The sequence below is a fragment of the Nocardia fusca NBRC 14340 genome (assembly GCF_001618425.1).
GTDB lineage: Bacteria > Actinomycetota > Actinomycetes > Mycobacteriales > Mycobacteriaceae > Nocardia > Nocardia fusca.
Map to the genome: position 1 here is coordinate 32,281 of NZ_BDCU01000052.1, position 19,567 is coordinate 51,847.

The window sequence follows — 19,567 nt, forward strand, 5'->3', positions numbered from 1 at the left end:
TCATGGAAGCCGTCGCGCAGCAGGTGGACCAGGCGCAGGTGAAGGCTGCCGCCCCGCACGCCTGGATGCCGGTGAGTCCGTGCGGGACCGGTTGTGTGCAGCAGCGCCCCGAGCTCGGTGTCGCCCGGGCCGGGTTGCGGGCGGCGGGGGCCGTATCGGTGCTGCTCGCCTATCCATTCGTGCACCTCGTCACGCCGCCGTCCCGGCGTTCCGGGGCGCAGCGGCGGTTCGCCCGGACCCTCCTGCGTGCGTGCGGGATCCGGCTGCGGGTGGTGGACCGGCGCGCGGGAGCCGCGGCGATCGGGCCGCGGTACGCCGCACCGGGCACGGGAGTGCTCGTCGCCTGTGGGCATATCGGCTGGGCGGATATCGTCGTGCTCGCCTCGGTGCAGCCGCTCGCGTTCGTGGCGCGGGCGGATCTGATCGATTGGCCGGTGCTCGGCACGCTGGCCCGGGTGATGCGGGTCATCCCGATCGAGCGGGAACGCCTGCGCCGTCTGCCGGATGCGATCGAGCAGGTCGGGCACCGGCTCGCCGCGGGGGAGCGGATCGGATTCTTCCCGGAGGGCACCACCTGGTGTGGCCGTGCCTACGGGTCGCTGCGGCCCGCGCTGTTCCAGGCCGCGGTCGATACCGCGACCCCGGTGCAGCCGGTCCGGCTGCGGTACCTGGACGCGCACGGTAACCGGTCCACCGTCCCGGGTTTCGTCGGGGACGACACCCTGGTCGATTCGATCGTGCGCGTGCTGCGTGCCCGGAATCTGACCGCTGAGGTGGTCTTGGCGCCGGTGGAACAGGCGGGCACCGACCGGAAAGAGCTGGCCCGGCGGTGTGAGCGAGCCGTGCGTGCGGAAGAGCTCTCGGACGCCGCGCACGCGGTGCTGGCGGCAGCGGACCGGCAGCTGACGAAAGCGGCGGTCACCTCGGTCTGATCCGAGCGGTTCCGGCCGGGCCCACCCGGGGCGGACCCCCCTTCCTGCTGCTGGATATCGACTCGCTCATCTATGTACCGCTAGGCAACGGCTCCTTGCCCGCTGTATCAGCGTGCGCTGCCCGTACCCGGCAGGGCGGGGAGGCCCGGCAGTGCGAAGGGCAGCGGCGGCAGGACCGGCAGCAGGACCTGCGGCAGCAGGCTGGGCGGGGGCGGCGGGATGTAGGGGTTGGGCATATTCCAGTTCGGCGGCGCGCCTCCGCCGCCGCGCGGATTCTCGTGGCGATCCCAATCGGCGGGCCGGTCGTAATCGCGGCCGCGGTCGTTGTGTGAATCGCGGTCGGGGTACCGATTGTCGCCGCTGTTGAGGTGGTCCTGCCAGCCGTCGTAATCCTGCCGGTGGTGGTCCTTATAGCCGTAGTGGCCGTTGTCGTCCCAGCCGAAACCGTCGTTGTCGCCGAAGTCGTCGCCGTCCCAGGCCTGATGATCGTTGTCGTCCCAGCCGTTGCTGTCCCAGCCGGAGCTATCGCCGAAGCTGTCGCTGGAATCGCTGCTGACGTGGGTCGCGCCGATCTGATCGGCGAGGGCGGGGCCGGCACCGGCGGCCAGCGGCGCGAGGGTGATGACGGCGAGCGCGGCGATCCGCGCCGCGAGACGGCGGACGCGCTGTTCGTGGTTTCGGTTCATCGGTGGGGTCCTCACTCGGTCACGCCCCCGTTCGTCATCCGGGGCGGGTCGCACTCCGCGAGTGCTTATTGATACACCAATTACCGTACCGCTGAATAACGGTACGTTCAATAGGTTGGTGTAAAGTGGGGTGATCGGCGCGACACCGGTCGGGGTGCCGCCCGTCGGCCGCGGGCCGCGCCGCCACACGGGTTTGGGGCGTGCGGGACACAGCGGTGACATATAACGGCTACGGTGGTGAGGAAACCGTCGAGCAGCCGTCCGGCTGCCGAATCCGCGGACCCGGCCGCGACTCGCCCCCGGGCCCACGGAAGCTCCGCTCGGCAGCCCGGCGCCGAGTGCCACGGGTTTCGGATGGGTATTCCCGAAAGGACCCGGCCCCGATCCGACCGGACCGCCGGCGCGGGACCCCACCCCTTGACCTCTGCCGTACGGAACTCGTGCCGGCAGCGCACACCGAAGATCGGAGCACCACCATGTACGACGACCATCCCGGCCTGTTCAGTCACGTCCCCGCCGAACCCGAGCCGTATTCGTTACCGGCCGACGATCACCGGCCGGTCTTCCTCACCGCGGCCCCCGAGACCGACGGCCCCTCCGGGCCGGACGCCGGAACCAGGTAGCGGTGTCCGGCCGGGCGCAGGACCTCGGCTATGCGGTGGGCTGGCGCCTGGTACGGGCCCTGCCGCACCGCTGGGCGGTACGCCTGTTCGACGCGGCCGCCGACCGGATCGCGCGCCGCGACGGCGGTCCGGTCCAGTTGCGGCGCAACCTGGCCCGGGTCCTCGGCGTCGACCCCGCGCAGGTTCCGTCGGAGCTGGTCCGGGCGAATCTGCGCTCCTACGCCAGGTATTGGCGGGAGGCCTTCCGACTGCCCGCGATGGATCCGTACGCGCTGGCGGACACCATCGAATCCTCGGCCACCGGCCTCGACCGGATTCGGGAGGCGTACGCCGCCGGTCGCGGGGTGGTGATCGCCCTGCCGCACAGCGGGAACTGGGACCTCGCCGGTGTCTGGCTGGTGCAGCGGGTCGGTACACCGACCGTGGTCGCCGAACGCCTGCGGCCGGAGTCGCTGTTCCGCCGGTTCGTCCGCTTCCGGGAGGGGCTGGGCTTCGAGATCATCCCGCTCACCGGCGGCAACACACCCCCGTTCCGGCTGCTCACCGACCGGCTGCGCGCGGGTGGTGTGGTCTGCCTGCTCGGTGAGCGCGATATGTCCGGCCGGGGCGTGCCGGTGACCTTCTTCGATGCGCCGGCGCGGTTACCCGCCGGTCCCGCCCGGCTGGCCATCGATACGGGCGCCCCGCTGCTGCCCGTGCACTGCTGGTTCACGGCGGACGGATGGGGATTCTCGGTCGGGGATCCGATCGATACCTCCCGCGGGGTCCGGGAGGCCACCCAGGAGCTGGCCGACCGGTTCGCCGCCGGTATCGCCGCCCATCCCGCGGACTGGCACATGTTGCAGCGGGTCTGGACGGACGGATAAGGGGGCGCCGCCGGAGCCGTTCGGCCGGGCGCGGCAGCTGCCCACGTCGGCCGCTCCGGAGCCGGGGGAATAAGCGCCGACTCCTGACAGCTATGCGTGTCCGATCCGACGATCGCGACGATCGAGTCGGTCGGCTGACCGCGCGTGTCGTAGTCTCGACAGGTAGAAGCCCGGCTGCGGCGAGTGTGCGGAGAATGACCTGCCGTTCACAGATGGACATGCGCTCGAATCTGTCACCCGCACCGGAGGTCTCGGCCCGGCATGATCGGTGCAGTGACGCGGGGCGTGCGCCGACGACGCTGGTCGCAGATTGGATTTTCGACCGGGAGGCACGCGGCGGGGGCGGATGGGGCTACTCTAGTGAGGAACACCGTCGAGCAGCCGATCGGCTGCCGAATCCGACAGGACCTCTTTCGAACTGTCGCAGTCCCGCTACCTCAGGGCGAGGGGTCGCTCCACTCGGGATTCCGGCGCGGAGTGTCTCCGGGTTCGGATGGGTACCCCCGGAAGGCCCGGACCGCCGGTCGGCCGGACCACACCACCACGGGACGCGGATCTCGACCCTGCGTGCCGCGACTCTCACCGGCAGCGCACACCGAAGATCGGAGCACGAACATGCACGACGACAACCCCGGACTATTCAGTCACGTCCCCGCCGAACCCGAGCCGTACTCGATATCGGCCGATGCTCCGCAACCGGTGTTCCTTACCGCGGTGCCCGAGCCGGACACCGCCACCCGCCCGGACGCCGGATCCAGGTAGGCCGGTTCTGGCTGCGGCCCCGAGCATCGCGTTCGCACGGAACGAGCAGCAGACGTGGCTTACGCAGCAGACGTGGCTCACCTCGAGCGAAGTGAGCGAGGTCCGAGCGCCATGCCGCCGTCCACTGGTAGGACGACGCCGGTGATGTAGTCGGCGGGCGGCGAGGCCAAAAACAGGCAAGCTCCGGCGAGGTCGCGTGGTGTGCCCCACCGGCCGATCGGCACGGCACTGGTGAAGATGTCTCTTGCCTCCTGGGTTGGGGCGAGACGATCCATACCTTCGGTTCCTTCGACCGCGCCGGGAACCACCGAATTGACCCTGACGCCGCTGGCGCCCCATTCCAGGGCCAGTACGCGGGTGAGCATGTCGGCACCCGCCCTGGCCGCGCACACATGAGACTGCATCGCCATAGGCAGGAAGGCCTGGGGTGCAGAGACGTTGATGACCAGCGCGCCCGGACGACGCAAGAGTGGATATGCACTCCGTAGTACGTGGTAGGTGCCCAGCGGGTCGATGTCGACCACCGAGCGGAACCCATTGAGAGACATGTCCCTGGCCGCGGCCGGAAAGTTCCCGGCTGCGCCGGACACAAGCACATCGATGTCGCCGAATGCGGCGTGAACGCTGTGTAGTACCGCGTTCGTTGCCTCGTGGCCTCGTGGCCTCGTGGCCTCGGGGTCACGCACGTCAGCGGCTGCGTGTCCGCGTGGCATGTCGCCACCTATGGGGCCGACCGTGGGTGCCGCCGATTGGGGGCAGCGGCAACATCTGCCGCCGTAGTGGACCGGTTAGCCCGGGGCGCCTGGTTGTGCTGATTCGTTGCGAAGCGCGGCCTTGTGCACCTTGCCGGACGGAGTCAAGGGCAAGTTCGGCCTGATGATGATTTCTTTGGGAACCTTGTAATCCGCGATTTTGTCGGCGCAGAAATGCTCGAGGTCGCCTTCGGCGAGCTGAGCGTCTGGTGTGAGGACAACGTAGTAGCGGCCGATCTCGCCGAGCACCGGATCGGGTACGCCGATGCCGGCCGCCATGAGGACCTGGGGGTGCTCCGCCAGTACGTTCTCGACTTCGATCGGGTAGATGTTGTATCCACCTTGGACGAACATGTCCTTGGCCCGGCCGTGCAGGGTGATGAAGCCGTCGTTATCGGTCCAGGCGATGTCGCCGGTGCGCAGCCAGCCGTCGACACTGATGGCGTCGGCCGTTTCCGCGGGCATGTTGTGGTAGCCCGCCATGACCGAAGGGGTTCGGATCAGGAGTTCGCCGGTTTCGCCGACGGCGACTTCGGTCCCGTCTGCATCGGCGATCTTGATCTGCACGGTCGGAAGCGGCCGACCGATCGCGCGCACGGTCGTTTCTGTGTCGGCGCCCCAGGGGGTCATCACGACTGCACCCGAGGACTCACTGAGCCCGTAGAGGTTCATCACGGTGGCGTTCGGAAAGGAGCTGGTCAAACGTTCCAGCAAGGCTGGTTCCGCGTTGGCGCCGCCGGTGACCACGAGCCGGACCGCAGCGGTGTCGACGGTGGTGAACCGGGATTGGTTGAGTAGCAGTGTGTGCATGGTTGGTACTCCGACCCAGATCGTGAGGTCAGTTGTGTGGAACAGGTCGGCGGCGGCTGCGGCCTCGAAGGTCGGCAGCAGCACAGTGCGGGCGCAGGTGACCAGCGCGGCGAGTACGCAACAGGTGATGCCGCTGACGTGGTTGAGCGGTACGGCGACCGGTAGCGTGTCGCCAGGGCCGAGCCGCATATGCCCCGCTTGCGCGGTAGCGGCCGCGAGCTGGCCGCCATGCGTCAGAACTGCTCCTTTGGGCCGCCCGGTTGTCCCGGACGTATAGATGATCATGACCGGATCGTCTTCGCGGACCGCATCCTTGGCTTCGGCGAGCAGCACGGTGTCCGCCGGCGTGGACCAAAGCTCATCGAGCAGGTGGTCGCCGCCCGCGCCGAAGGTCACCACGGCTTCCAGCTGTGGAAGACGATTTCGCAGGCCGGCCAGCATGCCCAGAAAGTCGATGTCCTCGCTGGACGGCACGGTGACCACCACACGCGTCCCGGAATCGCTGAGGATACGGGCGAACTCGTTTTCCCGGTATCGGACACTGAGCCCGACCACCACCGCGCCGATCTTGGCCGCCCCGAAGTACACAGCGAGCCAGTCGGGTGTGTTGGGCCCGTTGACGGCGATGCGATCACCTCGCCGGATGCCCAGCCGCAGCAATCCGCCGGCGACCCGGTCCGACCATGCATCCATCTCGGCGAACCGGATTTTCCGGTCGTCCACTATCCAGCCCACAGTGTCGGCGGCAGTGGTCGCCGCCCTGTGGAGGACATCGTGAATACGCTCCACGGCAGTACTCCTCTCGTTACGCGTTCGACGCGAGATGTGTGGTCAGAAAGTCGATCTGATCTGCAACGATCTGCTCGACGGCCGGCGGATGGTAGACCGTGAAGTGGTCGGCGTCGTAGTGTTTCAGGATGGCCCCTGGTGCGGTGGCGGCCACCCGCCCCGCGATGGCGGGGTCGATCAGATTTTCTTGCTCGCAGGCGGACACCATCAGTGGGCAGCGCACACGTGGTGCGGAGGACGCGGCGTTGTAGAACAACATGCCCAGTCCCGAGGCCGCCGTGATCCGGTTATCGAAGCGGTAACCAGGTGGTGTCACCGACTGCCACCCTTCGAGGGCGCCGGGCTGGTTCACGAACGCCAGGTCCCCGGGCTTTCCGACCAATGGGACGTAACGGCGCGGCCGACCGAGAGCGGCGCGGACCAGGTCGGAAACGATCGGAACCGTGAACCGCAGCAGATGCCGTACCCCCGCTCGTGACACGACGGCACGCCCGCTGAAGACCGGACACTGAACCACCGCGGCGCGAAGGTCATCGTGGCGGGCGGCTGCCGCCAGGACGTGGCTGGCGCCGAATGAGGTGCCCCACAGCGCGATCCGGTGTGCGTCCAATTCCGGGCGGGAGCGGGCGAAGGCCAGGGCGGCGTCGACATCCTCGGCATAACGGCGCTGACTCACCAGCTGGCGCGGCTGGCCACCGGATTCTCCGAGGTGGCGGAAGTCGAAGGCCACCACGGCGAGACCCGCTTCGGAGAACCACTTCTCGTACTGGGCGAGCATCATCTCGTGGGTTGCGCCACCGCCGTGGACGAGCACCACAACCGGATGCGGACCTGGGCCCTCCGGCAGGGTCAACCACGCCGCGCACTGGTCGCGGCCGGAAGTGAAGGTAGTGCGAATGGTCATGACACCTCGATACGGGTACGTTGTACGTGAACGAGCTCAGTTAAACACGTACCTTGTACTTAATCAAGGAGGAGTATGCCCGCGCCCAGAAAATTCACGCGTGAGCAGCTGCAGGTTGCCGCACTGGCCTTGGTCGACGACCAAGGCCTGGCCGGCTTGACCATGCGCAGTCTCGCGTCGGTGCTGGGCACCGGTCCGATGACGATCTACAACTACGTCGATGGACGTGAGGGCCTGGAGCAGCTCGTCACCGAGGCCGTGATGGCCGAAGTACGCTGGGACTCCGCGCCGTCCATCGACTGGGACGACGAGGTGCTCGCCGTCGCCGAGGGAATGTGGCGCGCCGTGCGCGCACATCCCCACGCGATCCCACTGATTCTCACCCGGCGCAGCCTCGACCTGGCGACACTCCGGCCGACCGAAGCCCTATTGCAGGCGCTCGCGCGTAGCGGTAGATCAGGGACTGAATTGCTGGTGGCGTTCCGCGCAGTGTCCGGCTTCATCACCGGATACGCGCAAGCCGAACTCGTAGGCCCCCTATCTGTGGCGCGCGATGAGGACCTCACGACGATCACCGACCGGATCGCAGCCTTGCCGTCCGAGCAGTTCCCCAAGCTCATCGAGATCGCGCACGCCGCCGCCTCGAGCGACCCAACAGCCGAATTCCGCTCCGGGGTACGCATAATCCTGACAGGACTCAGGGCGTAGGCATCGCGCCCGCCGAGGTTGCGGCATCCCGGTCCAGGACGAGGTCCACGATCTCGATGCCGTTCTGGCGCCTCCCCTTGCACAGCGACCACGCCCCCGGTTTCTCTACCAATCCCTGCCGCTGGATCGTCGAGGGTGCCGCGCTCGAACGCGCACTCACGTCATAACTCAGCACGTGGTTGCCTCGATTCAGCTCGGTGGTCTCCGGCGCGACGGGCTCGAGGGCCCGGGGCGGCGGGTTACTCCGCGTCGGAGGAACGGGAGAATCACGAACGACGAAACGCCGTGGCGCCCGGTTCTGCCGAGCTGACCGAGATCATGGCTCAGGTCGACTTCGCGGGGTGTGCGACTTCTTTCGGGAGCGCGGTGTGCCGCAGGGTCGTTCGCTCGTGATCGCACCGCCGTTGCTATCACCGGATCGGGCCGCCACCGCCGCGAAACCCGCCTCGCCGAGAGCACTGCGAACCATGCAGCCTGGCAACACGGGACCACGAGAGCCGTGAGCGTGCCTGCTGCCATCGTTCAGATCGCCGGGTCCGGACCCCTCGCCTCAACTCGACCCGGCTCACCACTACAGGTGCCTGGACTCCCTCGAGGTGGCCACCCGAGCGCCCCATCCCGGCCTGGACAGTCAGCTCTTCGCCGGCCGGGGCCCTTGTGGCTACGAGACGAGCGCGGGCCTCCATGTCTGCGGATAGTCTCCTGCTGCAGGCTATCTTATGAATCGAGGGAAGTCGGTAACCCCGCGCCTGGAGTCCTCTACGATCATGGTCGACAGTGTTCTCGCAGGACGGTAAGGGCATTCGGATATGGCTGACGATATCGTAGGTGTGGATCCCTCGAAGCCGAGTATCGCGCGTGTCTACGATTACCTCCTCGGCGGGCAGGACCACTACGAAGCCGACCGCAAGATAGGCTCCTACTTCACCCACGACCTGCCCGGCTCGGTCACCATCGCCCACACCAACCGGCAAGCGCTCATCCGCGCCATCGGCGATATCGCTGACGACGGTATCGGCCAGTTCATCGACATAGGCAGCGGGTTACCGACTGCCGACAATGTCCACCAGGTCGCCCAACGTCACAATCCCGACGCGCGCGTGATCTATGTCGACAACGACCCGATCGTCCTCGCGCACGGCCGCGCCCTGCTCGAAACCGACGAGCGCACCGCCGTTGTCCAGGCCGACCTGCGCAACCCGGAGCAGATCCTGCAATCCCCGGCCGTGCAACGGCTGATCGATTTCAGCGAACCGATCGGCCTGATATTCAGTGCGATCCTGCACCACCTCAACGACGACGAACACCCAGGTGATCTGGTGCGCTGGTGGGTCGATCGGCTGCCTTCGAGCAGTCAGATCTATATCTCTCACTTCCGTTCCGGCAACAACGCCGAAACCCGGGTCGCCGAGCAGAAACTCCAGGAGACCTTCGGCCGCGGCCGCTGGCGCACCGATACCGAAATCCTCGCCCTGTTCGGCGACGGCCTCGAAATACTGTCGCCGGGTCTGGCTTACTGCTCGCAATGGCGACCGCCATCGCCGGCCGAGGGTGTGACCGCGATCGGAGTCGAGTACCGCGACCCGAGTGTCTGGGAACAACTCATCTCCTGCGCACTGGCCCGCAAACCATAGTTCGGTGAGTCGCTCCAGGAGCTGGTCGAGGGCGGCCTGGCCGTCGTCGACGGCAGCGCGTTCGTCGTCGGTGAGGGGGATGCGCGCGAGCATCTTCTGCAGGTTCTCCTTCGCCTCCAGCAGCTGGCCCTTGCTGGAGTTCTTGGGGGTGTAGAAGTCGCAGCGTGCGCAGCCCATGCGGTGCGGGCATTGTTCGAAGAAGGTGTAGGTGCAGTAGCCGTGGCCGAGGTCGTAGTGCTGCCAGGGCTCGGTGTGTCGTGCTGCCGTCGGGCGCAACCGACTCGCAGCCGGACGATCGGCCGGGTCCGGCACGCGGCGATCGATACCGGCGTTCTGCACACCGACGCCCGCGGCAACAATTTGCCCGCGATCGAGCGACTGCGCCCGCTCGCCCGCGCCGGGCAGCAACGGATGGTCGACGATCGGCGAGGTACTCGAGATCGCCCGTATTCCGCACGAGAAGTGGCCGGGCGAGTTCCGCCGCGAGGGGTGAAGCGAGCGGGTATTGCCGAGGCGGTCCGGTCAAAATATGAGCACAGACAGTGCTGTGGAGATGACGAGTCCGGTGATCACGGGCAGGAAACACCGGCGTGCCAGTTCGAGGACGGGCACCCGGGCGAAACCGGCCACCGCGATCAGTGACGACCAGGCCACGAATGTGCCGCCGCCGGACCAGATATTGCCCATCTGGCCTATCGCGGCCAAGGTGGCGGGGTCCATTCCCACCGCCGGCCCGAGCGCGCCGGAGAGGGAACCGGTCAGTGGCAACCCGCTGAAGCCGGAGCCCTCGAGTCCGGCGATGATTCCGATGGCGAGAATTCCGAACGAGCTGACGAAAGCGTTCTGCGGTAGATGGGATTGTGCCGCGTTCACGAGATCGAACAGCAATGTCGGACCGGCGGTTTCGGGTGGGAGTCCGAGAATGGTGGCGGCGAAGTCGCCGTTGCCGATGAAGAAGAAACCGGCAATCGGGATGACGATGCCCATGGCCTTGAACGCGAAGACCAGGCCGTCGATCAAGTGCTCCGACGTTGTTTCGAGAAAACCTTGTTTGTCGTTGGTCGCGGCCGCGGCGAAAAGGATGAGGGCGGCGATACCGCCGACCATGGCCGCCGCGTCGCCGCCTTCCAGGGCCGGCACCAGATCGGTGAATTTCCCGATCAGCAGGTAGCCGATGAACACCACATACGCGACGGGTACGAGGACCGCGAAGGTCTTCGCCGCTCGAATGCTCTTGAATGTATCGTCGATGACCTGCCGTGCCGAGGTGGTCACCGGTTCGGTGAGCAGCGCCGTCGACGCTGCGGTCGCGGCGGCGCCGGACCCGCCGGAAAGGGGCGCTTCACGGCGAGCGTCATCCGGTGTGGCCGAACTATCCTCGGCCGCAGCGCCGGTGGGCGGCCCGAAGCCGGTCTTCGCGCGCGACTCCCAGTCGGTGAGCAGTTCCGGTGCCGGGCGGCGCATATGCCGTCGCTGGGTGAGGTAGGCGGCGAACAGTGCGATCACACCGACGATCAGCGACATCACCAGTGCACGGTCCGCGACGACATCCGGATCCACCCCGGCCGACTTCGCCGATAATCCCGGAGCGACCTTGATGATGTAATCCGAGGACAGTGCCATGCCCTGCCCACAGATCGCGATCGCCATACCAACCGCCATGGGCGGCAATCCGGCGCGAATGGCGACCGGTATGAGAACGGCTCCGATGAGGGGCACGGCCGGGGTGGGCCAGAAGAACAACGAGATCGCATAGGTGACGAGCGCGAGTACGAGAAAACTGCTGGTGGCGCCACGCATAACGCGCCGGAACGGGGCGACCATCAACCGATCGGCACCCATCTGCCGCAGGGCACCGAGCATTGCCGTCACCAAGGCGATGATGAGGAAGATGTTGAACAATTCGCGGGCGGCGACGAGGCTTGCGTTGAAGATCGAGGCGAGTCCGGTGGCGAAGCTGTCCGAGAATACGAAAGCAGTGAGAAAGGTACTGATGACGGCGGGGACGACGATGTTCTTCCGCATGAGCATGGTCGCGAGGATGACCACGATCCCCCCGAGATAGACCCAATGTGCGGCGTTGAGACTGACATTCACGAATGCGCCCCTTCGAGATAGTTACTCGGGACCAGTGCGACCGGTCACAGTCCAGACATAGTGGGCAGGGCGGTTTACCAGGGTCAATGTCCACTTTGCACATCGGGGGTCAGATTATCCGTGCAGTGTGCCCGGCATCTTTCGGCGATATTTCGAGTTGTCACCCGGGCGTAAAGAAAATGCCCGGCGGAAACCACTGCGCGCCGATCCTGTGCTGATAACAAGGCTTGCCTTACCGGAACGGTGAGCGGCCCATCAGGGTTCGGTAACGGTATCGCCGGCGACGGACACTCGGAGGGAAGTGGGTTGAATGAAGACGGTGATCGACCGGGCCGGCAGCGGAACCGCGGTGGACGAGCACGGGCCGGGTACCCCGGTCGCGCTGGCGGCCCTGCTCGCCGGAACATTCGTCGGCACTGTTGGCAACAACATCGTCAATGTCCCGTTGCAGGCGATCCTCACCGATTTCGATGCCGGGCTGGGCAGCGGGATCTACGTCGTGGTGGGGTTCCTGCTGACCTTCGCGGCAGCCATGCCGATGGCCGGGTGGATCGGGGATCGTTTCGGCCGCCGGCGGGTGTACTGCGCCGCTCTGCTCGGCACCGCTGTCTGCGCGCTCGGTGCCGCGCTCGCGCCGTCGCTGCCAGTCCTGGTGCTCTGGCGCTCGCTGGGCGGGGTTGCCGCCGCCGCGTTCGCGCCGGCGGTGATGGGGTTGATCGCGTGGCTGTTCGGTCCGGCGCGGCGGGCACGCGCTGTCGGCGCGTGGGCGGCCGTGAACGGGATCGGTCAGGCGGTGGGCCCGTCCATGGGCGGGATCGTCAGTGATTGGTGGGGCTGGCGGTGGGCCTTCGTACCGCTGGTGCCGGTGGCGCTGATCGGCTTCGCCGCCACCCTCCGGTACATTCCCCGCTACCCCGGCCGGTCCATGCCGCTGGATACCGTCGGAGCGTTCACCGTGACATTCGGTGCCGTCCTGCTGATTCTCGGTATCGCCACTGTCTCCCAGGACAGTCTGCCCACCTGGGTAAGTCTCGCCGCGCTCGGTGCCGGTTTCGTGGTCACCGCGGTGTTCGTCGTGCATTGCCGGCGGGTATCGAACCCGTTCGTGCAGATCGGCCTGGTGCTCGAATCCCGGTTCCTGCGTAGTGCGTTCGCCGCCTTCACACAGATGTTCGCGCTCGGCGCGGTGCTCCTCGCGCTCCCGCTGTATCTGACCGGATCCGGCAGTTCGACCACGCAGGCCGGGCTGATGCTGTTCGTGCTGCCGGTCGTCATGACCTGTGTCGCCCCCGTCGTCGGAGGTCTGGTGGACCGGATCGGTGCCCGGCTGGTGATGCGGGCCGGTCTGCTGGTCCTGATCGCCGCCCAAGCGGCACTGGCGATCACGCTGTCCGCCGGTGTCGTCCACCCGCTCGCCCTCGGCGCGGTGCTGGTCGGCGCGGGCCTGGGAACCGGGATGGTGCAGACACCGGCCGCGGCCGGTTCGACGCGCTCGCCCGCCGGGGCGTTGGGTACGGGGCTGGGTCTGTTCAATCTCATCCGCTTCGGCGGTTCGGCGGTGGGTGCCGCCTGGGTGGGGATCGCGGCGAATCTGTCGGCCGACCCGTACGGATTGCTGTTCACCGTCGCTGCGGTGGTGGTGCTCGCCGGTTTGGCGGGTACGTTCGCCGGCGCGGACCCGGAAAGGCGAGTGGCCGGCTACCGCGGCACGATCTCGTGATCCACGGTGCCTTGCACCTGGGAGAGCAGGTCGAGGCGCAGTGCCAGCCACAGGGTGAACTGGTTCTCCGGTTCCCGCAACGGCATGCCCAGGAGCCGGGAGATGCGGTCGAGCTTGGCGATCATTGTGTTCCGATGCAGCCGCAGCCGGCGCGCGGCCGCGTTGATATTGCCGCCTTCTTCCAGGTAGGTGAACAGGAGTGCCTCGCTGCCGGCCGGTGAACCCGGTGCGCGGAGAGGTCCCAGAACATCGCGGACGAGCCGTCGGCTCTCCTCGGTATCGGCCGCACGGGCGAGCACCCCGAACGCGCGCAGGTCGTTGTAGGCCACCGAGCCGGACAGTCCGAGTCGCTGCGCGATACCCAGGGTGATCCGGGCCTCGCGGTAACTCTCGCCGATCTTGCGGGCGCCGGCGGCGGGACGTCCGTGGGCTACCGGAATCCGCTGCTCCAACCGAGTTTCGAGGTCGAGCGACATGGCATGCGCGTACTCCTCGATCTCGCTGTCGACGCCGGGTGAGCCGGCGCCACTCAGCGACCGGATCACCACGAGCACATCGCCGATCACCGTGACATGCGACCGGATGCCGGGGCGGGGCAGCACATCGGCGGCGTACCGGGCCAGCCGAACCATACTCGCGCCCGGCTGTCCGGCCGCCCGGTCCACCAGCCCCGGGGCGACGAAGACGATGTAGTGCAGATCCAGGTCGATTTCGTGCAGCGCGGCCCGGGTGCGCAGGTCGAGATCGTTGGCGAAGTTGCCGTGCACCAGCGCCTGGACGAAGTCACCGCGGGCCCGCTCTTCGGCCTCGTCCACGCTGCGCTGCCGCAGCATTTCGGTGCCGATGATCGTGCCGGCCTGTTCCACGACCACCCGGTACTGCGCGATATCGTGCCGGCGTGGCTCGGTGCCGGGTACGACAACCACTACCCAGCCCTCGCAGCGCCCGGCCAGTCGCATGATCCCGGCCACGGCGGTGGCCGGTGCGAACTGTACGTCCGGATGCTGCAGGCGGTACATATTCACGGTGTGGGCGGCGGCCGGTGGCGCGTCCTCCAGGTTCGGCAGAACCTTCGCGAGAGCTTCCAGTACTGCGGTACTGCCCGCAGTATCGGCATCCAGGGCTCCGGCATGGGCGAGCAGCCGTCCCCGGTTGTCCAGGGCGAGTGCGATATGCCCGGTCAGCACGGCGACCTCGCGGATCAGCATCGGCAGGCCCGCGCCGCGGTGCAGCAGCCCGGCGAGTGACTGGTGCACGGTGAGCGCGTAGCGCATCACATGCGCTTCCTGGGTCAGTGTGCGTTCGGCGAGGAGCCTGTTGAGTGCGGTGAAACCGACGGGAAAGCTCAGCTCGACAACCGTGAGCCCGTCCGGCCAGACCATCCCGGTCGGCGCGGATCCGTCGACGATCAGGACACGGGCGCCCCGTGCGACCAGCGAGGCGAGTTCCCGGCCGGGTGCGGGCAGGGTCTCCGGCCGGGTGTAGACCGCGGCCCCCGCGAGGGAGTCGGGCCGGCTCATCACCTCGCCCCACGGCAGGCACCAGCTCACCGGTCCCGCCGCGGTGTCCGGGCCGGTGCCGGAGAGTATCCGAGCGGAAGCGAGCAGGGGTTCTTCCAGGAGGCCGCGTAACGACAGCCGGTGGTCGTCGGGATCCGGTGGTGGGATGTCGTCCATGTGGAGCCCTCCTCGGGTGGCATCCGAAATCGCATTATCGCCGGGTGCATGCCGACGTCACCCATGCACTATGCCCTGATTTCGGCCTGGCTGCCGTGCAATGTGACCATGGTCCGGCTGGCTCGAGCGGTGATAGAAACCGGTGCATCACGTCCGCTCGGCACGCAACGGAGAAGAACAATGCACCAGGTTCATCGGATCACTCTCGACGACGCGCTGCCCCTGCTGGCCGCCGGACGCGCGAAGGCGGCCGAAATCGGTGTCCGGCAGACCCTGTGTGTCTGCGACGACGGCGGCAACGTCGTGGCCCTGCACCGACTCCCCGGCGCCCGCCTGACCGGTGTCGACATCGCGATCGCCAAAGCGTTCACCGCCGCCGGCCACGAACGGGCCACGCACCTGTTCAACGAGCCGCCGGGCGGGCCCGCGCTGCCCGGAAACGAGGCGTTCGGAATCAGTCATATGCTGCCGGGGAAATTCGCGGTCTTCGTCGGTGGTTTTCCCCTCGAATTCGACGGGCAGATCGTCGGCGGTATCGGTATCAGCGGCGGAAACGGTAAGCAGGACAAAGCGGTCGGGGCGGCGATGCTGGCGGAATTCGAGACCCGTACCGCCGCGTACTCCGGGCACCTAGCGGACTGAAGGCACAGTGCACACCGGAAAGCGTTCCGGGACAGTCATTTCGACCATGGCGGTGACGCAGGCGGGCCGATAACGTCGAATCGACTCCACTCGGAGCAGCCGATCCGTTCTCATTTCAGGAATACGAGGCATATCATGACCGAACTGTTGGGCCGGGAAGAATTCCGCACCGCTCTGGAGAACGCCATCAAGGGCCGCGAGGCGAAGAACGCGTCCTTCAGCAAAGCGTGGGCCGAAGGCAAACTGGAGAAGCATCATTTCGCGCGGTGGGCGGAAAACCACTATCACTACGTCGGGCCTTTCGCCGACTATCTGGCGAACATCTACGCGAACACACCCGACGCCTACACCGGCGCCAAGGATTTCACGCTGCAGAACATGTACGAGGAAGAACTTGCCGATATCCGGCACACCGACCTGCTCATCAAATTCGCCGAAGCGTGCGGTACCACCAGGGAACGGGTCGAGGATCCGAACAATATGAATGCGATCACCCGCGGGCTGCAGTCCTGGTGCTATGCGGTATCACAGCGTGAGCATTTCGTCGTGGCCACCGCGGCGCTTGTGGTCGGACTCGAATCGCAGGTGCCGAGCATCTACAAGAAACAGATTGTTCCGCTGCGCGAGGTATACGGGTTCACCGAGGACGAGATCGAATTCTTCGATCTGCACATCACCTCCGATGTCGTCCACGGCGAACGCGGATACCAGATCGTGCTCGACCATGCGGATACCCCGCAACTGCAGCAGCGGTGTCTGCAACTCGTCCGCTGGGGCGCCGAAATGCGCTTCGCGTATACGAAGGGTCTCTACGACACCTACGTGGCCCCCGACCGCGAGCTCGCAAACGCCTGATCCGCGACCGGAGGGGCCCGGTCATGGACCCCTCCGGCTCCGGGCCCATCCGACAGGAGAGACGATGGATACGAACTGGACCCCGTTGACGACCGTGCGTGAGCTCGGCCGCCACCGCAAGCTCCGGGTCGAAGTCGGTGACACCGCGATCGCGTTGTTCCGGGCCGGCGATCGTTTCTACGCCTTTCGCGATTTGTGTATCCACCAGGACCGGTCCCTCGCGAAAGGCACCCTCCTGCACGGCCGGGTCATCTGTCCGGGCCATCAGTGGGCATTCGACCTGGACACCGGATACGAGCGCGATCAGGACCGGTGCCAGCCGACCTATGCAGTGAAGGTGGAAGACGAGGTGATCTACGTGGATCTCACGCACGCCCCCGACTACGCCGGGACTGCGGTGACCGCATCCGACCGAGAGAACGGATGACATCATGACGCTCGACACCATCGTTACCGTCGGTGCCGGCCAGACCGCCGCCGTCGCCGCGCGTACGCTGCGGCGGCGCGGTTTCGAGGGCCGGATCCTGCTGGTGGGCGACGAACCTCATCCGCCCTATCAGCGCCCGCCGCTGTCGAAGGAATTCCTGGCGGGGCAGCAGGATCGTGACTCGCTGCTCCTCCTGCCGGAGCAATGGCGGGAAGAACAGTCCGTCGAATTGCTCACCGGCGCGGCGGCGACCCGGATCGACGCGGGTACCGGATCGGTCGAATTGGCCGACGGACGCCGGCTCGCGGCGGATGCGGTGCTCGTGGCGACGGGTGGCCGCCCGCGTACCTTGCCGGTACGTGGGCCGGAACCGGATCGTGTGCACTATCTGCGCACGATCGACGACGCCGAAGGTCTCGCCACCCGGTTACATCCCGGCGCGCGTCTGGTCATGATCGGCGGCGGCCTCATCGGGTTCGAGATCGCCTCCACCGCACAGACGCTGGGTGTGGAAGTGACCGTCGTGGAAGCGGATCCCTTGCCGCTTGCCCGGATCTTCGGTGCCGAGATCGCCGAAATCTGTGCTTGCACAGCGCAAGCGAGCGGAGTCACGCTGCGCTGCGGTGTGCCCATCGATAGCGTGGCGGCCGGGCGAGGCGAGGTCGTGGTCACTCTCGCCGACGGCGCAACCGTAGCGGCGGACATTGCGGTGGTGGGTATCGGGATCGTCCCCAACACCGAGATCGCCCGCACCTCCGGTCTGGCCGTCGACGGCGGGATCCTGGTGGACGCGCAAGGACGGACGTCGCTGCCCCAGGTCTACGCGGCCGGTGATGTGGCAGCCCGCTTCTCCGATGCCGCCGGAACCCATCTGCGTGTCGAACATTTCGACAATGCGAACAAACAGGGGATGGCAACGGCGAACCGGATGCTGGGGCGCACCGGTGTGGTCGATACCCCGCACTGGTTCTGGTCCGACCAGTTCGGTGCGAACCTCCAATTCACCGGCTCCGCCCGCTACAGCCAACTGATTTTCCGAGGCAGCGCCGACGCCGGCGAGTTCACTGCTTTCTACCTCGACAACGGTGTCGTGCGAGGGGCGTTCGCGCGCGACCGCGGCGGCGAAATCGGTGCGGCCCGGGAACTCATCGGCCGGGCTGTCCCGCCGGCCCGGCTGGCCGACGAATCGACCGATCTGTTCGATCTGATGGACGAGGTGACGGTGTCGTGATCGAAGGATTCAACCTGATCGGCGGGCAATGGGTTCCAGCGTCATCCGGGGCGACGTTCGAGCGGCGCAATCCCGCCGACCAGGACGACGCGATCGGGGTGTTCCCGGATTCCGCCGCCGACGATGTCGCCGCCGCTGTCGGCGCGGTCGCCGCCGCCGCACCGCAGTGGGCGGCGACACCACCCGAGCGCCGCGCGGCAATCCTGGAAGCCGCGGCCGTGCACCTCGAAGCGCAGGCGGCCGAACTGGTCGAGGAACTCGTCCGAGAGGAGGGAAAAACCCGGGCCGAGGCGGCCATGGAAGTCGGTCGCACTCCGATGAACCTGCGTTATTACGCCGGTGAGGCGCTACGTACCACCGGCAGTACGTTTCCGAGCCCGGGGGAGGGGCTGGTCCTCACTCTGCGCGAACCCGTTGGCATCGTCGCGGCGATCACCCCGTGGAACTTTCCGCTGAACATTCCCTCCCGCAAACTCGGGCCGGCTCTGGCCGCAGGTAATGGCGTCGTGTTCAAACCGTCGGAACTGACCCCGTTGCTGGCGCAGCGCCTGGTCGAGGCATTGCTGGCCGGCGGGCTTCCGGCCGATGTTCTCGCGCTGGTCCAGGGGAATGGCCGGGCCGGTGCCGCACTCGCCGCGGATGAACGGGTCGACGCCGTGACATTCACCGGTTCCACCGCGGTGGGCCGGGCGATCCACGCGGCTGTGGGGTCGGCGCGGCGCAGTCAGCTCGAAATGGGCGGTAAGAATCCCGTGATCGTCCTCGAAGACGCCGATATCGCCGCCGCCGCCGCGCTGATCGTCAAAGGCGCTTTCGGTTTGTCGGGTCAGGCGTGTACCGGGACCAGCCGGGTGATCGCGGTGGACACGATCCACGACCGGCTGCTGGGTCGGGTGGTGGAACTGGCCGAAAAGATCATCGTCGGGCCGGGCGCGGACCCGGCCGTGGGTATGGGCGCCCTCGCGAGTGCGGCGCAACTGGACAAATTCCTCGACTATGTGCGGATTGCGCGTGCGGAAGGCGCCGAACTGGTCTGTGGCGGAGAGAGCCTGGATATCGGCAAGGGATACTTCGCTGCCCCGACCGTGTTCGCCGGCGGCCGGGCGGATATGCGCGTGGCCACCGAAGAAGTGTTCGGGCCGCTGCTGGTGTTCCTGCGCGCCTCCGATTTCGACGAGGCCGTCGCGCTCGCCAACCGCACGGAATACGGGCTCAGCGCGGGAATCGTGACCAACGACCTGACGCGGGCGCTCGCGTTCGCCGGCCGTTCCGAATCGGGGCTCGTGAAAATCAACCAGCCCACCACCGGAATGAGCATGAACGCGCCGTTCGGCGGCTACAAGGCCTCGAGCACTCAGAACCACAAGGAACAGGCCGGGGATTCGATGATGCGGTTCTACCAGGCCGAAAAAACCGTTTACCTCAGCACTTCGGCCTGAGCCGCGCTGCCGAC

At 67.1% G+C, this 19,567-nt stretch carries 18 protein-coding genes; 11 read left to right on the forward strand and 7 right to left on the reverse strand.

Annotated features, from left to right (window positions below):
• The first annotated feature begins 2 nt into the window (after positions 1–2).
• Complete coding sequence (locus NF4_RS30640; protein WP_063130876.1) at positions 3–932, forward strand: lysophospholipid acyltransferase family protein; 930 nt, start codon at positions 3–5, stop codon at positions 930–932.
• Between the two features lie 107 nt (positions 933–1,039).
• Here NF4_RS30640 and NF4_RS30645 read toward each other — a convergent pair whose 3' ends face one another.
• Complete coding sequence (locus tag NF4_RS30645; RefSeq protein ID WP_063130877.1) at positions 1,040–1,618, reverse strand: hypothetical protein; 579 nt, start codon at positions 1,616–1,618, stop codon at positions 1,040–1,042.
• Between the two features lie 440 nt (positions 1,619–2,058).
• On the opposite strand from NF4_RS30645, the gene NF4_RS38215 reads away from it, so the two are divergent.
• Positions 2,059–2,241, forward strand: a complete 183-nt coding sequence (locus NF4_RS38215) for a hypothetical protein (protein ID WP_198165529.1) — start codon at positions 2,059–2,061, stop codon at positions 2,239–2,241.
• Positions 2,242–2,243: 2 nt separating this feature from the next.
• Positions 2,244–3,107 carry a phosphatidylinositol mannoside acyltransferase gene (locus NF4_RS30650; protein ID WP_063130878.1) on the forward strand — a complete coding sequence of 288 codons (864 nt, stop codon included), beginning with the start codon at positions 2,244–2,246 and terminating at the stop codon, positions 3,105–3,107.
• A gap of 839 nt (positions 3,108–3,946) precedes the next feature.
• Here the strand turns inward: NF4_RS30650 and NF4_RS30655 are convergent.
• The 3 genes from NF4_RS30655 to NF4_RS30665 all read right to left on the reverse strand — a co-directional run bounded on the left by NF4_RS30655 (position 3,947) and on the right by NF4_RS30665 (position 7,124).
• A complete protein-coding gene (locus tag NF4_RS30655; protein WP_084533681.1) occupies positions 3,947–4,582 on the reverse strand; it encodes an SDR family oxidoreductase in 636 nt (211 codons plus the stop codon).
• Between the two features lie 75 nt (positions 4,583–4,657).
• A complete protein-coding gene (locus NF4_RS30660) occupies positions 4,658–6,220 on the reverse strand; it encodes a class I adenylate-forming enzyme family protein (RefSeq protein ID WP_063130880.1) in 1,563 nt (520 codons plus the stop codon).
• Between the two features lie 16 nt (positions 6,221–6,236).
• The gene (locus tag NF4_RS30665; RefSeq protein WP_063130881.1) at positions 6,237–7,124 is read right to left on the reverse strand and encodes an alpha/beta hydrolase; all 888 of its coding nucleotides are present in this window, start codon (positions 7,122–7,124) and stop codon (positions 6,237–6,239) included.
• 75 nt (positions 7,125–7,199) lie between these two features.
• On the opposite strand from NF4_RS30665, the gene NF4_RS30670 reads away from it, so the two are divergent.
• On the forward strand, positions 7,200–7,832 hold the full coding sequence (locus NF4_RS30670; protein WP_063130882.1) for a TetR/AcrR family transcriptional regulator: 633 nt from the start codon (positions 7,200–7,202) through the stop codon (positions 7,830–7,832).
• On the opposite strand, the gene NF4_RS30675 is transcribed toward NF4_RS30670, so the two are convergent.
• Complete coding sequence (locus NF4_RS30675; RefSeq protein WP_157120691.1) at positions 7,822–7,992, reverse strand: hypothetical protein; 171 nt, start codon at positions 7,990–7,992, stop codon at positions 7,822–7,824. The genes NF4_RS30670 and NF4_RS30675 overlap by 11 nt on opposite strands.
• Before the next feature lie 649 nt (positions 7,993–8,641).
• On the opposite strand from NF4_RS30675, the gene NF4_RS30680 reads away from it, so the two are divergent.
• Positions 8,642–9,466 (forward strand): SAM-dependent methyltransferase, encoded by an 825-nt coding sequence (locus NF4_RS30680; RefSeq protein ID WP_063130884.1) that lies wholly within the window; start codon positions 8,642–8,644, stop codon positions 9,464–9,466.
• A gap of 522 nt (positions 9,467–9,988) precedes the next feature.
• Here NF4_RS30680 and NF4_RS30685 read toward each other — a convergent pair.
• On the reverse strand, positions 9,989–11,563 hold the full coding sequence (locus NF4_RS30685; protein WP_063130885.1) for a hypothetical protein: 1,575 nt from the start codon (positions 11,561–11,563) through the stop codon (positions 9,989–9,991).
• A gap of 310 nt (positions 11,564–11,873) precedes the next feature.
• On the opposite strand from NF4_RS30685, the gene NF4_RS30690 reads away from it, so the two are divergent.
• On the forward strand, positions 11,874–13,283 hold the full coding sequence (locus tag NF4_RS30690; RefSeq protein ID WP_063130886.1) for an MFS transporter: 1,410 nt from the start codon (positions 11,874–11,876) through the stop codon (positions 13,281–13,283).
• On the opposite strand, the gene NF4_RS30695 is transcribed toward NF4_RS30690, so the two are convergent.
• A complete protein-coding gene (locus NF4_RS30695; protein ID WP_063130887.1) occupies positions 13,262–14,959 on the reverse strand; it encodes a PucR family transcriptional regulator in 1,698 nt (565 codons plus the stop codon). The two genes, NF4_RS30690 and NF4_RS30695, sit on opposite strands and share 22 nt — an antisense overlap.
• A gap of 180 nt (positions 14,960–15,139) precedes the next feature.
• Here NF4_RS30695 and NF4_RS30700 point away from each other — a divergent pair, with 180 nt between their 5' ends.
• From NF4_RS30700 to NF4_RS30720, 5 genes are all read left to right on the forward strand, one after another.
• A complete protein-coding gene (locus NF4_RS30700; RefSeq protein ID WP_063130888.1) occupies positions 15,140–15,601 on the forward strand; it encodes a GlcG/HbpS family heme-binding protein in 462 nt (153 codons plus the stop codon).
• 135 nt (positions 15,602–15,736) lie between these two features.
• Entirely contained in the window at positions 15,737–16,456 is a 720-nt protein-coding gene (locus NF4_RS30705) for an iron-containing redox enzyme family protein (RefSeq protein ID WP_063130889.1), read from the forward strand.
• Between the two features lie 64 nt (positions 16,457–16,520).
• Complete coding sequence (locus NF4_RS30710) at positions 16,521–16,883, forward strand: Rieske (2Fe-2S) protein (protein ID WP_063130890.1); 363 nt, start codon at positions 16,521–16,523, stop codon at positions 16,881–16,883.
• 4 nt (positions 16,884–16,887) lie between these two features.
• Positions 16,888–18,114: an NAD(P)/FAD-dependent oxidoreductase gene (locus tag NF4_RS30715; protein WP_063130891.1), complete on the forward strand. Its 1,227-nt coding sequence runs from the start codon at positions 16,888–16,890 to the stop codon at positions 18,112–18,114.
• Positions 18,111–19,553: an aldehyde dehydrogenase family protein gene (locus NF4_RS30720; RefSeq protein WP_063130892.1), complete on the forward strand. Its 1,443-nt coding sequence runs from the start codon at positions 18,111–18,113 to the stop codon at positions 19,551–19,553. Before NF4_RS30715 ends, NF4_RS30720 begins: the two co-directional genes overlap by 4 nt.
• Positions 19,554–19,567 lie beyond the last annotated feature (14 nt).

What these genes read in the sequence shown, in the direction of transcription:
- NF4_RS30715 (WP_063130891.1), top strand. Translation starts at nt 16,888, where the DNA reads ATGACGCTCGACACCATCGTTACCGTCGGTGCCGGCCAGACCGCCGCC.
- NF4_RS30680 (WP_063130884.1), top strand. Translation starts at nt 8,642, where the DNA reads ATGGCTGACGATATCGTAGGTGTGGATCCCTCGAAGCCGAGTATCGCG.
- NF4_RS30670 (WP_063130882.1), top strand. Translation starts at nt 7,200, where the DNA reads ATGCCCGCGCCCAGAAAATTCACGCGTGAGCAGCTGCAGGTTGCCGCA.
- NF4_RS30640 (WP_063130876.1), top strand. Translation starts at nt 3, where the DNA reads ATGGAAGCCGTCGCGCAGCAGGTGGACCAGGCGCAGGTGAAGGCTGCC.
- NF4_RS30695 (WP_063130887.1), bottom strand. Translation starts at nt 14,959, where the DNA reads ATGGACGACATCCCACCACCGGATCCCGACGACCACCGGCTGTCGTTA.
- NF4_RS30665 (WP_063130881.1), bottom strand. Translation starts at nt 7,124, where the DNA reads ATGACCATTCGCACTACCTTCACTTCCGGCCGCGACCAGTGCGCGGCG.
- NF4_RS30645 (WP_063130877.1), bottom strand. Translation starts at nt 1,618, where the DNA reads ATGAACCGAAACCACGAACAGCGCGTCCGCCGTCTCGCGGCGCGGATC.
- NF4_RS30655 (WP_084533681.1), bottom strand. Translation starts at nt 4,582, where the DNA reads ATGCCACGCGGACACGCAGCCGCTGACGTGCGTGACCCCGAGGCCACG.
- NF4_RS30690 (WP_063130886.1), top strand. Translation starts at nt 11,874, where the DNA reads ATGAAGACGGTGATCGACCGGGCCGGCAGCGGAACCGCGGTGGACGAG.
- NF4_RS30700 (WP_063130888.1), top strand. Translation starts at nt 15,140, where the DNA reads ATGCACCAGGTTCATCGGATCACTCTCGACGACGCGCTGCCCCTGCTG.
- NF4_RS30705 (WP_063130889.1), top strand. Translation starts at nt 15,737, where the DNA reads ATGACCGAACTGTTGGGCCGGGAAGAATTCCGCACCGCTCTGGAGAAC.
- NF4_RS30710 (WP_063130890.1), top strand. Translation starts at nt 16,521, where the DNA reads ATGGATACGAACTGGACCCCGTTGACGACCGTGCGTGAGCTCGGCCGC.